Below are 12,892 nucleotides of genomic sequence, written 5' to 3'. Positions count from 1 at the left end.
CGCAGGAAGCGGACTACCTGGAGCAGCTGCGCTTCCTGCCGGGCAGCGTGCAGCACGCGCTGAACATGGAGCCGCAGATCGCCGCCTGGGCCGAGCGTTTCGCGCGCAAGAGCAGCGCGCTGTTCCTGGGGCGTGGCCTGCATTACCCGATCGCGCTGGAAGGCGCGCTCAAGCTCAAGGAAATCTCCTACATCCACGCCGAGGCCTACCCGGCGGGCGAGCTGAAGCACGGCCCGCTGGCGCTGGTGGACGAGGACATGCCGGTGGTGGTGATCGCGCCCAACGACAGCCTGCTGGAGAAGGTGAAGTCGAACATGCAGGAAGTGCGTGCGCGCGGAGGCGAGCTGTTCGTGTTCGCCGACCAGGACAGCAACTTCAACGAGTCCGAAGGCGTGCATGTGATCCGTACGCCGCGCCATGCCGGCGTGCTCAGCCCCATCGTGCACACCATCCCGGTGCAGCTGCTGGCTTACCACACCGCGCTGGCGCGTGGGACTGACGTGGACAAGCCGCGTAACCTCGCCAAGAGCGTGACGGTGGAGTAAGCCCGTCGGATCCATTGGATGCTGCATGCAAAAGGGGCCCACGAGGCCCCTTTCGTTTGTGCCGACGGGAGTGCGAAGTGGGACAGCCGCCAGGTGTTCTGTCCGCCATCGGCAGCAGGCAATCAATCTTCAATGCACGGCATCGGCTGTATTCAGCGGCGGTTTCAGCCGCGGTGCCATTCTCTGGATCGTCAGTTGGTTCCCACGACGAACTGTCCTATCGATGCCGGTAGTGACCGATGGTCGCAGTCGTAGAATCGATTTGTCCGAGGTCCGGGTTGAGCGGTTGAGCCCACCTCGTTCGCGTTGCAGCACATCGTCTGCCAATCCGTTCCAAGCGGCAGCCGGGTGCGCCAGACGTGCGCTGAAAGGTCTGTTCCCGGGGAGGGGGCGTATCGGAAGAGCACACTTTTTGACTTCAGTGACCTGCACCAGGAAACAAGAATGAACGTCCGCGAACTCCTGCAATCCAAGAAAGAAGCTGTCATCACCATCGACGCCGAAGACACCATCGGTGCCGCCGCCCACAAGATGAGCGCGAACAAGATCGCTGCGCTGGTGGTGATGAAGGACGATGCCCCGGTCGGCATCATTTCCGAAAAGGACATCGTGCGCACCCTGGCCGACGACGGCCCGCAGGCCGGCCGCCGGGTGATCTCCAGCCTGCCGTCCACCGGCCTGGAAGGCATTGCGCCGGACGCCACGCTGAAGCAGGCCATGTCGCTGATGACATACTCGCGGCGCCGTCATCTGATGGTTACCGAAGGCACCCGACTGGTTGGCATCCTCAGCCTGGGTGACATCGTGAAGAACCTGCTGGGCGAGCTGGAACTGGAAAAGGCCGTGCTGCAGGACATCTACATGGCCGCCCACTGAGGGCTTGACCCTTGGATGCAGAGAAGCCGGGCATTGCCCGGCTTCTTCGTTCACGGTTTCGGTGATATCAGAAAGTGACCTTCACCGAGTCGGCGCTGTAGTTCGCTGGGCCGTGGTAGACCACTTCGATGTTGTTGCCATCCGGATCAATCACGAACGCGCCGTAGTAGCCCGGATGGTAAGGGCGTTCGCCCGGCGCGCCGTTGTCGGTGCCGCCGGCGGCGATCGCGGCGGTATGGAAGGCGTCGACGGTGGCGCGGTCGCGCGCCTGGAAGGCCAGATGGTGGCGGCCGGTCAACTGGCCGGCGGCGGCCTCGCTGCTGGCGTTGGAAATGAACAGCTCGTCGGCCCAGAAGTAATCATCACCTTCGCCGGCGATCGGGATGCCGATCGTCTCGAACACCGCCTGGTAGAAGCGGCGGCTGGCGGCCAGGTCGCGTACGACCAGCTGGATGTGGTCGATCAGTCGTCCGCGGTGCAGTTCCATCGTTTCCATACCAACCTCGCAAAAAAAGGGGACGGAGGGGATTAAGTCGCTTGCGGCCTAATAGTGCCAGAAACGGCTTAATCCCCTCCGTCCCCTTTTTGTCAGTTGGCGATGATCTCGACCCAGTAGCCGTCCGGGTCCTTGATGAAGGCCAGGTTCTTCATGCGGCCGTCGGTCAGGCGCTTCTGGAAGGCCACGCCGAGGTCTTCGAAGCGCTGGCAGGCGGCCTCGATGTCCGGCACCGACACGCAGATGTGGCCGAAGCCGCGCGGATCGCTGTTGCCGTCGTGGTAGACCGCGCCGTCCTGGCTCTCGGTACCGTGGTTGTGGGTCAGTTCCAGGACGCCCGGCAGGCCGGCCATCCACACGCGGCGCTGGTTGTCGTCTTCCGGTACGACCGCACCGGCCGGCACGTAGGCCAGGAAGTACAGGCTGAACCGGGCGTCCGGGAAGTCGCGCTTGTCGATCAGCTGGTAGCCGAGCACGCGGGTGTAGAAGTCCAGCGAGGCGGTGATGTCCTTCACCCGCAGCATGGTGTGGTTGAACACGAAGCCAGTGGTTTCGGCCGGGGCCTGGGCGGCGACGCCGGGGACATCGCGCAGGGCGGGAATGGTCATGGGGGAGGTCCTTCAGACGGGGCCGTTGCCGGCCGGATGGGGCTATTCTACCGGCCGTCAGCTGACGGCACCGCGACGTACAATGGGCGGATCGCACCGTTCCGTTCTGAGCATTGCCCGCCATGTCGCAGCGTGAATGGGTGGCCGCCGCCATCCGCAAGATCGAAGCCGATTTCAACCGTTCCGCCGATACCCACCTGATCCCGCTGGCGCTGCCCGGGTTCGAGGGCATTGATCTGTACCTCAAGGACGAATCGAGCCATCCCACCGGCAGCCTCAAGCACCGGTTGGCACGCTCGCTGTTCCTGTATGCGTTGACCAACGGCTGGTTGCGCGAGGGCCGGCCAGTGATCGAGGCTTCCAGCGGCTCGACCGCGGTGTCCGAAGCCTATTTCGCGCGCCTGCTCGGCCTGCCATTCATTGCCGTGATCCCGGCGACCACCTCGCCGGAAAAGATCGCCGCGATTGAGTTCCACGGGGGACGCTGCCACCTGGTCGAGCGTGCCTGCGAACTCAACTGTGAATCGGAGAAGCTGGCCCGCGAAACCGGTGGCCACTTCATGGACCAGTTCACCTATGCCGAGCGCGCTACCGACTGGCGTGCCAACAACAACATCGCTGAATCCATCTTCAAGCAGATGGCCGAAGAACCCAGCCCGGTTCCCGAATGGATCGTGTGCAGCCCCGGTACCGGCGGTACCGCAGCCACGCTGGGCCGTTATGTCAGCTACCGCCGGCATGACACCCGCATCCTGTGCGCGGACCCGGAAGTGTCGGTGTTCTTCGACGGCTACAAGGCGGCAGTGGCCGGTGAACTGGACTGGCGTGGACTGACCTGCAGCGGCGGTTCGCGCGTGGAAGGCATCGGACGGCCACGGGTGGAGCCGAGTTTCATCCCGACCAGTGTCGATGCGATGGTGAAGGTGCCTGACGCGCTGAGCCTGGCCGCGATGCGTCATGTCAGCCGCCAGCTCGGCCGCCGTGTCGGCGGCTCTACCGGCACCAACTTCATCGGCGTGCTGCAGGCCGCGCAGTGGATGCGCGAGGCTGGCCACCAGGGCAGCATCGTCAGCATCCTGTGCGACAGCGGCGAGCGCTACGCGCAGAGCTACTACGATCCGGCGTGGTACGCGCGGCAAGGGATCGATGTCGACGGCGCCGATGCGCAGCTGGCGGCGGCGGTGGCCGGGCAGGGGCTGCCGGAACTGCCGTGGTGCAGCCTGGAAGCGCTGTAGCCGGCTGGCATTTCCGCCGGGCCATGCCCGGCGGCGACCGCGGCGGTGTGTCGCACCCCCGATCAATACCCTGCTGCGGTGAACGCGTCCAGCACCACATCGCGCAGTGCATCGGGCAAGGCCTCGATGTCCATCGCACGGTCATCCAGGTGCAGGCTCGGGTCCAGGATGCTGGCGCGGCCCTGGGCCAGGGCCTGCAGCCACAGCAGCACGCAGATCACGAACTCGCGCTCATGGCCCAGCTGCAGCTGGCTGGCGCCGCGCTCGACCACTTCGAACGGGTACCACTCCTGGGCATCATTGAACGTGCCGCCCTGCTGCAGCACCGCCTGCAGCTGTTGCAGGTGGCGCGGGGCGTCATCGCCGGCATCGCACAGCGCCGCGATCCAGGTCAGTTCGGCCGGGCTGGCAGACAGCGCCAGCGACCGCGCCGGTGAGGCGGATGCAACTTCAGCCAGACCTTCCATGTGGGGCCTCGTTCGGTACCTGCTGCTGCGGACTCCCCCGCAGCCAGAGCTTCGGTGCGCCAGCGTAAGGCCGATGTGAATGCCGTGCCCCCTTGTCAGTCACGCCTGCCAGCGCCATATCTACAGGGCTGCCCGCCTGCCGGGCCCGTTCCCTGGAGATCTGCCGTGACCGTTGCCAACCCCCTGCTCGATGTTTCCGGCCTGCCGCGCTTCGAGGCGATCCGCCCCGAGCATGTCGCACCGGCGCTGGATGTGCTGCTGGCCGAGGCCGAAGCCGCCGTCAGCAAGGCCGAGCAGGTGCAGTCGGTGCGCTGGGAGACCTTCGTCGCCCCGCTGGACGATGCCACCGAGCGCCTGTGGCGCGCCTGGGGCCTGGTCGGCCACCTGCAGGCCGTGGTCAACACCCCGGAGCTGCGCGAGGCCTACAACAGCAACCTGCCGCGGGTGACCCGCTTCGCCAGTGCGCTGGGCCAGAACCTGGCGCTGTACCGCCAGTACCAGGCACTGGCCGCAAGCCCCGAGGCTGCGGATTTCGACGAGGCCCAGCGCAAGGTACTGGACAACACGCTGCGTGATTTCCGCCTGGGCGGTGCCGAGCTGGCGCCCGAGGCGCAGCAGCGCTTTGCTGCGATCAAGGAAGAACTGTCGGCGCTGTCGGCGAAGTTCTCGCAGAACGTGCTCGACGCTACCGATGCCTGGTCGCTGATCATCGAGGACGAAGCGCGACTGAAGGGCGTGCCGGAAGACGTGAAGGCCGCCGCGCACGCCGCAGCACAGAAGGACGGCCAGACCGGTTGGAAGCTGACCCTGCAGATGCCGTGCTACCTGCCGGTGCAGACCTGGGCCGAAGACCGCGACCTGCGCGAGATCCTGTACCGCGCCAGCGCGCAGCGAGCCTCCGAATTCGGCGATGACGCGCTGGACAACAGCGGCAACATCGACCGCATCCTCGCCTTGCGCGCGGAACTGGCAACGCTGCTCGGCTTCGCTTCGTACGGCGATTATTCGGTGGCGACCAAGATGGCGCAGGACCCGGCCGAAGTGCTGGGTTTCCTGCGCGACCTGGCCTCGCGCGCCAAGCCGTTTGCCGCCAAGGATCGTGCCGAGCTGGAGCAGTTCGCGCGCGAACAGTTGGGCATCGAGACACTGCAGGCCTGGGACCTGGCATTCGCCGCCGACCGCCTGAAGCAGGCGCGCTACAGCTATTCCGAGCAGGAGGTAAAGCAGTACTTCAGCGAACCGAAGGTGCTGGGCGGCCTGTTCTCGGTGATCGAGCAGCTGTACGGCCTGCGCGTGCAGGAAGACAGTGCGCCGGTCTGGCATGAAGACGTGCGCTTCTTCCGGCTGGTCGATGCGCAGGGCGCGCTGGTCGGCCAGTTCTACCTGGACCTGTACGCACGCGAGGGCAAGCGCGGCGGTGCGTGGATGGACGATTGCCGCAACCGTCGCGTGCGTAGCGACCGCAGCGTGCAGACCCCGCTGGTCTACCTGGTGTGCAACTTCGGCCGTGGTGCCAACGGCAAGCCGGCGACTTTCAGCCACAACGAAGTGACCACTCTGTTCCACGAGATGGGCCATGGCCTGCACCAGCTGTTGACCCGCATCGGCGAGCTGGGCGTGGCCGGCATCAACGGCGTGGAATGGGACGCGGTGGAGCTGCCCAGCCAGTTCATGGAGAACTTCTGCTGGGAATGGGACCACCTGCAGGGCATGACCGCGCACGTGGACAGTGGCGAGCCGCTGCCGCGCGCGCTGTACGAGCGCATGCTGGCCGCGCGCAATTTCCATAGCGGCATGGCCACGGTGCGCCAGCTGGAGTTCGGCCTGTTCGACATGCTGCTGCACAGCCAGTTCGAACCGGCGCAGGACAGCGTGCTGGCGCTGCTCGACCGCGTGCGCGCGGAAGTGGCGGTGAACCACCCGCCGGCCTGGAACCGCTTCCCGCACCAGTTCAGCCACATCTTCGCCGGTGGTTACGCTGCGGGTTACTACAGCTACAAGTGGGCCGAAGTGCTCAGTGCCGATGCCTATGCTGCGTTCGAGGAAGCGCCGCAGGCACTGGCTGAAACCGGTGCACGCTTCCGCGATGAAATCCTGTCGCGCGGTGGCAGCCGCCCGGCGGCGGAGAACTTCAAGGCCTTCCGCGGCCGCGCACCGCAGATCGACGCGCTGCTGCGTCATTCGGGCATGGCGTAAGCGCAAAAAGGGGACGGAGGGGATTAAGTCGTTTGTGCACAAACGACTTAATCCCCTCCGTCCCCTTTTTCTATTCGGCGTAGATCATCTTCCGGGTCATGCCGCCGTCGACGATGAAGTCCTGGCCGGTGCTGAAACCGGACAGCGACGACAGCAGGTAAACGGCCAACGCGCCGATGTCTTCGGGGCGGCCGACCCGGCCGACCGGGTGTTGTGCCTGGTCGATGGCCGAGTACTCCGGTGCGTGTCGCCGGGAGGGGGCCTGCCAGGCGGTGGTGCCGATCCAGCCCGGACTGATGCTGTTGACCCGCACCGCCGGGCCGGCACTGATCGCCAGTGCATGGGTGAAGGCCACCAGCCCACCCTTAGCCGCAGCATAGGCCTCGCTGTGCGCTTCGGATTGCCAGGCGCGGGTGGAGGCGATGTTGATGATCGCACCAGCGGCATTGGCCGCCAGCGCCGGTAGTGCGTGCTTGCTGCACAGGAACGCACCATGCAGCGAGGACAGGCGGCGCTGCCACTCGTCCCAGTCCATGTCCTGCAGCAGCGTGCCATGCGGGCCGGCGATGCCCGCGTTGTTGGCCAGCCCGTCGATGCGGCCGAAACGCTGCAGGGCCATGGCGATGAAATCGCGCACGCTGGCTTCGTCGGTGATATCCAGGCGTTGGAATGCGGCATCCTCACCGCGCTGCCATTCCGCCAGACATGCCTCGCCGGCCTCCACGTCCAGGTCGCCGATCAGCACGCGTCCACCGGCACCGAGCACGGCCTGGGCAATACCGCGACCGATGCCGTTGGCACCGCCGGTGACCAGCACCACCTTGCCCGACAGCGGCGCGGCCGGCCATGCGGTAATCGGCGGCACCGTGCTCACGTCAGGTCTTCGCCACGCAGGCGGCGATGCCAGCCGTCCACGCCGATGCGGTCCAGGGTCTGGATGTTGCGCTCGACGATCACGTCAGGGTCCGGATAGACATCCACCGCGCGCGCCACGCTGTCTTCGCGCAGCAGGTGCAGGGTGGGGAAGGGCGCGCGATTGGTGTAGTTGCTGGCGTCGTCCGCGGCCACGCCATCGAACTGGTAGTCCGGGTGGAAGCTGGCCACCTGCAGGATGCCCTGCAGGTCCAGCGCCTCGATCGCCGCGTCGGCGTTGTCGAGGAAGTCGTTGTAGTCGAGGAACTCGGTCAGCACCTGCGGATGCACGATCAGCGTGGTATCGATCTGTTCGGCCGGCGTATCGCGCAGCAGCACCAGTTCCTCGGCCAGCTGCTCAACCAACGCTTCCGGCGTGGTCGCATCGCTGAGCACGATGCGTACCTGGTCCTTCACATACACCGCCTTGGCGAACGGGCACAGGTTCAGGCCGATGACGATGCGCTCCAGCCACAGGCGGGTGGCGGCGATCGGGTCATCAGTGGGCAGGTGGGCATCGGTCATGGCGGGCACGTCGGCTGGCGGGGCCGCCATTGTAGGCGCCTCGCCAGCAACGCGCCGTCGTACCTGCCGCTGGCAGCGCCGGGGCGTGCCCGGCGGATGCCTCAGTCGCGGAAGTTGTTGAACTGCAGCGGCAGCTCGAACTTGCCGGCCTTGAGCACGGCGATGGCGTCCTGCAGGTCGTCGCGCTTCTTGCCCTGCACGCGCAGCTTGTCGCCGTTGATCTGGCTTTCCACCTTCAGCTTGGCATCCTTCAGTGCCGCCGCGATTTTCTTGGCGATCTTCTGCTCGATGCCCTGTTTGACGGTGATCTTCTGCCGGGCCTGGGCCAGGTTGGTCTCGATGTCGCCGAACTCCAGGCTGAGCACGTCGATGCCGCGTGCGGCCAGGCGTGCGCGCAGGATGTCGTTCATCTGCTTGAGCTGGAACTCGGTTGGTGCGGTCTGGTTGATGACATCGCCATCGCGCTCGAACTTGGCGTCCACGCCCTTGAAGTCGAAGCGGGTGCTCAATTCGCGGTTGGCCTGGTCGATGGCGTTGGTCAGCTCGTGGGTGTCGACTTCGGACACGACGTCGAAGGAAGGCATGGGCGATGCTCCGCAGGATTCAGTGGTGGCCATTCTATCGTGCCGGCCTGCATGCCTGCTTTCTGTAGCCGAGCCATGCTCGGCTATCCTGTGAAGAGGCGTCGGTCCTGGCTCGACTCTACAGGTCCGCCCGTTGAGCAATCTCGACTCTACAATCCGGTGCGGTCGGCGATAATGGGTCATGAACGTGCAACGCTCCCCCTCGCGTGCGGTGGCCTGGATGGTCGCTGCGGTCGCCTGCTTCTCGCTGATGGACGCTGGCATGAAGCAGCTGTCGGCCAGCTATCCAACGTTGGAAGTGACCTTCCTGCGCGGCGCTGCCTCGTTGCCGTTCGTGCTGGTCTGGGTGCTGGCCAGCGCCGGGCCGCGTTCGCTGGTGCCGCGCCGCTGGGGCCTGCACCTGCTGCGTGGCGCGCTGGGCATGGCGATGATCGGCTGTTTCGTGTTCGCCCTGCGCGACCTGCCGCTGTCCACCGCCTACACCATCTATTTCGTCGCCCCGCTGCTGATCGCTGCGCTGTCGGTGCCGCTGCTGGGTGAGCGGGTCGGGCCGCGGCGCTGGGTCGCCATCGGCATCGGCCTGGTCGGCGTGCTGGTGGTGCTGCGGCCGGGTGTGGACGGTTTCATTTCGGTGCCCGGCCTGATGGTGCTGGCCGCCGCCACTGCCTATGCCGTGGCGGCGATCACGGTCAGCCTGCTGACCCGCACCGATTCCTCGCAGTCGATGGTGGTCTGGTTCCTGGTGATCATGGCCATCGGCGCCGGCCTCCTGTCGATTCCCGGCTGGGTACCGCTGCAACTGGCGCATGCGCCGCTGATCGCCGGCATGGGCCTGGCCGGGGCGCTGGGCCAGATCGCGCTGACCAGGGCGTTCCAGCTGGGCGAGGCGTCGATGATCGCGCCGCTGGAGTACAGCGGACTGGTCTGGGTGATCGGCTGGGATCTGGCCTTCTGGGGCCAGCTGCCCGATGGCTATACCTGGGTGGGCGCGGCGATCATCGTCGCCTCGGGCCTGTACCTGCTGCATCGCGAGCGGGTGAACCGGCAGGAACCGCCGAAGCCGCTGGATCATCCCTGAGTTGGTTGGGCCAGGGAACGGGGTCAGAGCCCCTGCGGGAATCCGACCCCAGCCAACGCGCCGGTGCGGGCGCCTTAGAACCAAAAGGAATAACATTCTGGCCCATGGCGCGGGCGCGCGACCGCCCGCGCTGGTAGGCTGCACGCCCCCTTCCGTCACCCAGCCGGTGAGCCACGCCCGTGATCGAGTTCCAGCGCCTGCACAAATCCTATGCCGTTGCCGGCCGCGAAGTCAGCGCGCTGCAACCGCTGGACCTGACCATCGAGGCCGGGGAGGTATTCGGCATCATCGGCCATTCCGGCGCCGGCAAGTCGACCCTGATCCGCATGATCAACCGCCTGGAAGAACCCAGTGGCGGGCGGCTGCTGATCGGCGGTGAGGATGTCACCGCGCTGGACGCGGATGGCCTGCGCGCGCTGCGCAGGCGCATCGGCATGATCTTCCAGCACTTCAACCTGCTGTCGTCGCGCACAGTGGCTGGCAATGTCGCCTTCCCGCTGGAGCTGGCCGGCACGCCGAAGGCGGAGATCGACGCGCGCGTGGCCGAGCTGCTGCAGACCGTGGGCCTGGAAGCGCATGCGCAGAAGTATCCGGCGCAGCTGTCCGGTGGCCAGAAGCAGCGCGTCGGCATCGCCCGTGCGCTGGCGACTCGACCGCAGATCCTGCTGTGTGACGAAGCCACCAGTGCGCTCGACCCGCAGACCACGGCCTCGGTGCTGTCGCTGCTGTCGAAGATCAACCGCGAGCTGGGCCTGACCATCGTGTTGATCACCCACGAGATGGATGTGATCCGCCGTGTCTGCGATCGCGTTGCTGTGCTCGATGCCGGCCAGATGGTCGAGACCGGACCGGTTACCCGGGTGTTCCTGCATCCGCAGCACCCGACCACGCGCCGTTTCGTCAGCGAATCGGAGCACGTGGATGAAGGGGCATTGCACCGCGATTTCGACGTGGTGGGCGGTCGCATCGTGCGCCTGACCTTCCTCGGTGGCGACACCTACGAACCCCTGCTCGGCAGCGTCGCGCGCCAGACCGGGGTCGACTACAACATCCTGTCCGGCCGTATCGACCGGATCAAGGACACCCCCTATGGCCAGCTGGTGGTCGCCCTGGTGGGCGGTGACCAGTCCGCCGCGCAGGCCGCCTTCGTGGCTGCCGGCGTGCACGTTGAGGAGCTGCGTCGATGATCATCGCCACTGCCGGCGGTTTCTTCCGCCACCTGGATGCGGGCAAGTGGGCCGACATCGGCCAGGCCACCATCGACACCCTGCTGATGCTGCTCGGTTCGTTGCCGCTGACCTTGGCCATCGGCCTGCCGCTGGGCGTGCTGCTGTACCTGTTCGGCGCGCCGCAGATGAAGCGCCGTCCGTTTGCCTACGGTGTGCTGGCGTTGGTGGTGAACCTGCTGCGCTCGGTGCCCTTCATCATCCTGATGATCGTGCTGATCCCGGTCACGCTGTTCCTGATGGGAACGTCGCTGGGCGTGCGCGGTGCGATCGTGCCGCTGGTGATCGGCGCGGCGCCGTTCTACGCGCGCCTTGTCGAGACCGCGCTGCGCGAAGTGGATCGTGGCGTGATCGAGGCGACCCAGGCGATGGGCGCCACCACCTGGCAGCTGGTCACCCGGGTGCTGCTGCCCGAGGCACGTCCGGGCCTGATTGCCGGTGCGACCGTCACCACCGTGGCCCTGATCGGCTTCACTGCGATGGGCGGTGCGATCGGTTCCGGTGGCCTTGGTGACCTGGCGTTCCGCGATGGCTACCAGCGTTCGCACACCGACGTGGCCCTGGTCACCGTGGTCCTGCTGCTGGTCCTGGTGCAGCTGCTGCAGATGCTCGGCGACCGCCTGGTCGCGCATTACAGCCGCAGATAACAGAACGCCGGGCGGCGCCCGGCATCTCGTTCGGGTAGTGCCGGCCGCTGGCCGGCAAGCCGGCAGCCTGCAGAGTGTCGACAGTGTGCCTGTCATAGCGCCAGGCTCTGGAAGCGGCCACGCCCATCAGGAATCGATATCGTCAGACTGGGACTGGCAGCACAACGCGTTCCTTGGTATGTTCCGCTCAACGTAATACGTTTTGCGGAATGATCCGTTCATTCCGCTGCAAGCAGACCCGCGCCCTGTTTGAAGGAACCTGCCCACGCGCCTGGCGCCAGATCCGGCGAGTGGCGGAACGCAAACTGCAACTGCTCGACTCGGCACAGACGTTGGCCTTCCTCCGCAGCCCGCCCGGGAACCGCCTCGAGGCGCTGTCAGGCGATCGAAGAGGCCAGTACAGCCTTCGCATCAACGATCAATGGCGGCTCTGCTTTTCCTGGACCGACCGCGGCGCCGATGCCGTGGAAATTGTTGACTATCACTGAGGTGTCCGCCATGAAGCGTCCCCATAACGGCATGCGCGCCATCCATCCTGGCGAGATCCTGCGCGAAGAGTTCCTGCTGCCCCTGGCGCTGAGCGTGAATGCGCTGGCGAAGGCCCTGGATGTGCCCGCAACGCGACTGCACGCCATCGTGCACGGCCAACGCAGCATTTCGGCGGACACTGCAGCGCGGCTGGCGCGGCATTTTGGTGGGGATGCCGCGTCCTGGCTCGCGATGCAGGCGGCCTACGATCTCAAGACATTGCCAACGCGCAGCGAAATCGAACGCCGGGTGCAGCCACGCGCGGCGTGAAGTCCGGGCGCTCGGACCCGGCTCCGCACCCGCGATCCGATCAACGCGCGTTCGGTACTTCGTAGCCCAGCTTGCCGACCTGTTCCGGACGCTGCGGTACGCGCTTGAGCTTGTCGGTGTTCACGCCGTACTCGTCGCGCAGGCGCTCGGCCAGCTCCTTGTACAGGGCTTTGTCCATGTCCGGCTTGCGCGCGAAGATCCAGGCCATCTCGCGGCCCGGATAACCGATCAGTGCCCATGAATAGTCCGGGGCCACTTCCAGTACCCGCGAGTGGGTCGGCACGACGCGATAGAACCAGGTTCGCCAGCCATGGTTGCCGCTGTCGGGATCGACGCTGGCACGTGCGCGTATTTCCTGCAGCGGTTCACCAAAGCCATCACGGTAGCGGTAGGTGATGCCGACCTTGTGCTCGTCACGCAGCTCGTACTCGTTGACGCTGGCGACATGCCCGCGTTCGATGAAGTTCGGCACGCGGCCGATCACATACCAGGTGCCCATGAAGCGCTTCAGGTCGATCGGCGCCCCCGGGTCGGCCGCGTCGGTGGCGCTGGCGCGGGGCGACGGCGGCTCACTGGCGGCCATGGCAGGACCTGCCAGGGACAGAGCCAGCAGCACGGCGCAGAACGGGCGGATCGAAGTCATGCGGGAGCGGGCTCCAGTGGGCTTGCACGCGCATGGTCGACTGTGTGCACGCGATC

The 12,892-nt window shown here is 66.2% G+C and carries 16 protein-coding genes; 9 read left to right on the top strand and 7 right to left on the bottom strand.

The window, feature by feature from the left end; all coding sequences use genetic code 11:
- On the top strand, positions 1-545 hold a 545-nt coding region (locus V3B30_RS15710), incomplete at its 5' end, for an SIS domain-containing protein (RefSeq protein WP_329809690.1).
- A 444-nt stretch (positions 546-989) separates the two neighbouring features.
- A complete protein-coding gene (locus V3B30_RS15705) occupies positions 990-1,421 on the top strand; it encodes a CBS domain-containing protein (RefSeq protein ID WP_100473978.1) in 432 nt (143 codons plus the stop codon).
- A gap of 67 nt (positions 1,422-1,488) precedes the next feature.
- Here V3B30_RS15705 and V3B30_RS15700 read toward each other — a convergent pair whose 3' ends face one another.
- Positions 1,489-1,917, bottom strand: a complete 429-nt coding sequence (locus V3B30_RS15700) for a VOC family protein (RefSeq protein ID WP_100473977.1) — start codon at positions 1,915-1,917, stop codon at positions 1,489-1,491.
- A 92-nt stretch (positions 1,918-2,009) separates the two neighbouring features.
- Positions 2,010-2,525: a lactoylglutathione lyase gene (gene gloA / locus V3B30_RS15695; RefSeq protein ID WP_262083629.1), complete on the bottom strand. Its 516-nt coding sequence runs from the start codon at positions 2,523-2,525 to the stop codon at positions 2,010-2,012.
- Positions 2,526-2,647: 122 nt separating this feature from the next.
- On the opposite strand from gloA, the gene V3B30_RS15690 reads away from it, so the two are divergent.
- Complete coding sequence (locus V3B30_RS15690) at positions 2,648-3,760, top strand: PLP-dependent cysteine synthase family protein (RefSeq protein WP_100473975.1); 1,113 nt, start codon at positions 2,648-2,650, stop codon at positions 3,758-3,760.
- Positions 3,761-3,822: 62 nt separating this feature from the next.
- On the opposite strand, the gene V3B30_RS15685 is transcribed toward V3B30_RS15690, so the two are convergent.
- On the bottom strand, positions 3,823-4,227 hold the full coding sequence (locus V3B30_RS15685) for a hypothetical protein (protein ID WP_100473974.1): 405 nt from the start codon (positions 4,225-4,227) through the stop codon (positions 3,823-3,825).
- A 165-nt stretch (positions 4,228-4,392) separates the two neighbouring features.
- Here V3B30_RS15685 and V3B30_RS15680 point away from each other — a divergent pair, with 165 nt between their 5' ends.
- Complete coding sequence (locus tag V3B30_RS15680; RefSeq protein WP_262083630.1) at positions 4,393-6,423, top strand: M3 family metallopeptidase; 2,031 nt, start codon at positions 4,393-4,395, stop codon at positions 6,421-6,423.
- 70 nt (positions 6,424-6,493) lie between these two features.
- Here the strand turns inward: V3B30_RS15680 and V3B30_RS15675 are convergent, their stop codons facing one another.
- The 3 genes from V3B30_RS15675 to V3B30_RS15665 all read right to left on the bottom strand — a co-directional run bounded on the left by V3B30_RS15675 (position 6,494) and on the right by V3B30_RS15665 (position 8,444).
- The gene (locus V3B30_RS15675; RefSeq protein WP_262083631.1) at positions 6,494-7,297 is read right to left on the bottom strand and encodes an SDR family oxidoreductase; all 804 of its coding nucleotides are present in this window, start codon (positions 7,295-7,297) and stop codon (positions 6,494-6,496) included.
- Positions 7,294-7,860: a DUF1415 domain-containing protein gene (locus V3B30_RS15670; RefSeq protein WP_100473971.1), complete on the bottom strand. Its 567-nt coding sequence runs from the start codon at positions 7,858-7,860 to the stop codon at positions 7,294-7,296. Before V3B30_RS15670 ends, V3B30_RS15675 begins: the two co-directional genes overlap by 4 nt.
- A 101-nt stretch (positions 7,861-7,961) precedes the next feature.
- Positions 7,962-8,444 carry a YajQ family cyclic di-GMP-binding protein gene (locus V3B30_RS15665; RefSeq protein ID WP_014038547.1) on the bottom strand — a complete coding sequence of 161 codons (483 nt, stop codon included), beginning with the start codon at positions 8,442-8,444 and terminating at the stop codon, positions 7,962-7,964.
- Between the two features lie 181 nt (positions 8,445-8,625).
- Between V3B30_RS15665 and V3B30_RS15660 the strand changes: the two genes are divergently transcribed.
- The 5 genes from V3B30_RS15660 to V3B30_RS15640 all read left to right on the top strand — a co-directional run bounded on the left by V3B30_RS15660 (position 8,626) and on the right by V3B30_RS15640 (position 12,193).
- Positions 8,626-9,522 (top strand): DMT family transporter, encoded by an 897-nt coding sequence (locus V3B30_RS15660; RefSeq protein ID WP_262083632.1) that lies wholly within the window; start codon positions 8,626-8,628, stop codon positions 9,520-9,522.
- Between the two features lie 179 nt (positions 9,523-9,701).
- The gene (locus tag V3B30_RS15655; RefSeq protein ID WP_010481369.1) at positions 9,702-10,709 is read left to right on the top strand and encodes a methionine ABC transporter ATP-binding protein; all 1,008 of its coding nucleotides are present in this window, start codon (positions 9,702-9,704) and stop codon (positions 10,707-10,709) included.
- The gene (locus tag V3B30_RS15650; protein ID WP_032961215.1) at positions 10,706-11,395 is read left to right on the top strand and encodes a methionine ABC transporter permease; all 690 of its coding nucleotides are present in this window, start codon (positions 10,706-10,708) and stop codon (positions 11,393-11,395) included. Before V3B30_RS15655 ends, V3B30_RS15650 begins: the two co-directional genes overlap by 4 nt.
- A 209-nt stretch (positions 11,396-11,604) precedes the next feature.
- Positions 11,605-11,883 carry a type II toxin-antitoxin system RelE/ParE family toxin gene (locus V3B30_RS15645; RefSeq protein WP_100473969.1) on the top strand — a complete coding sequence of 93 codons (279 nt, stop codon included), beginning with the start codon at positions 11,605-11,607 and terminating at the stop codon, positions 11,881-11,883.
- Positions 11,884-11,893: 10 nt separating this feature from the next.
- Positions 11,894-12,193 carry a HigA family addiction module antitoxin gene (locus V3B30_RS15640; protein ID WP_006471116.1) on the top strand — a complete coding sequence of 100 codons (300 nt, stop codon included), beginning with the start codon at positions 11,894-11,896 and terminating at the stop codon, positions 12,191-12,193.
- Positions 12,194-12,233: 40 nt separating this feature from the next.
- Here V3B30_RS15640 and V3B30_RS15635 read toward each other — a convergent pair whose 3' ends face one another.
- Positions 12,234-12,836 carry a lipocalin family protein gene (locus tag V3B30_RS15635; protein ID WP_100473968.1) on the bottom strand — a complete coding sequence of 201 codons (603 nt, stop codon included), beginning with the start codon at positions 12,834-12,836 and terminating at the stop codon, positions 12,234-12,236.
- Positions 12,837-12,892: the final 56 nt, after the last annotated feature.

The sequence above is a fragment of the Stenotrophomonas sp. SMYL41 genome (assembly GCF_036319965.1).
Lineage (GTDB): Bacteria > Pseudomonadota > Gammaproteobacteria > Xanthomonadales > Xanthomonadaceae > Stenotrophomonas > Stenotrophomonas maltophilia_R.
This window is presented reverse-complemented; position numbering and strand designations above follow the sequence as displayed.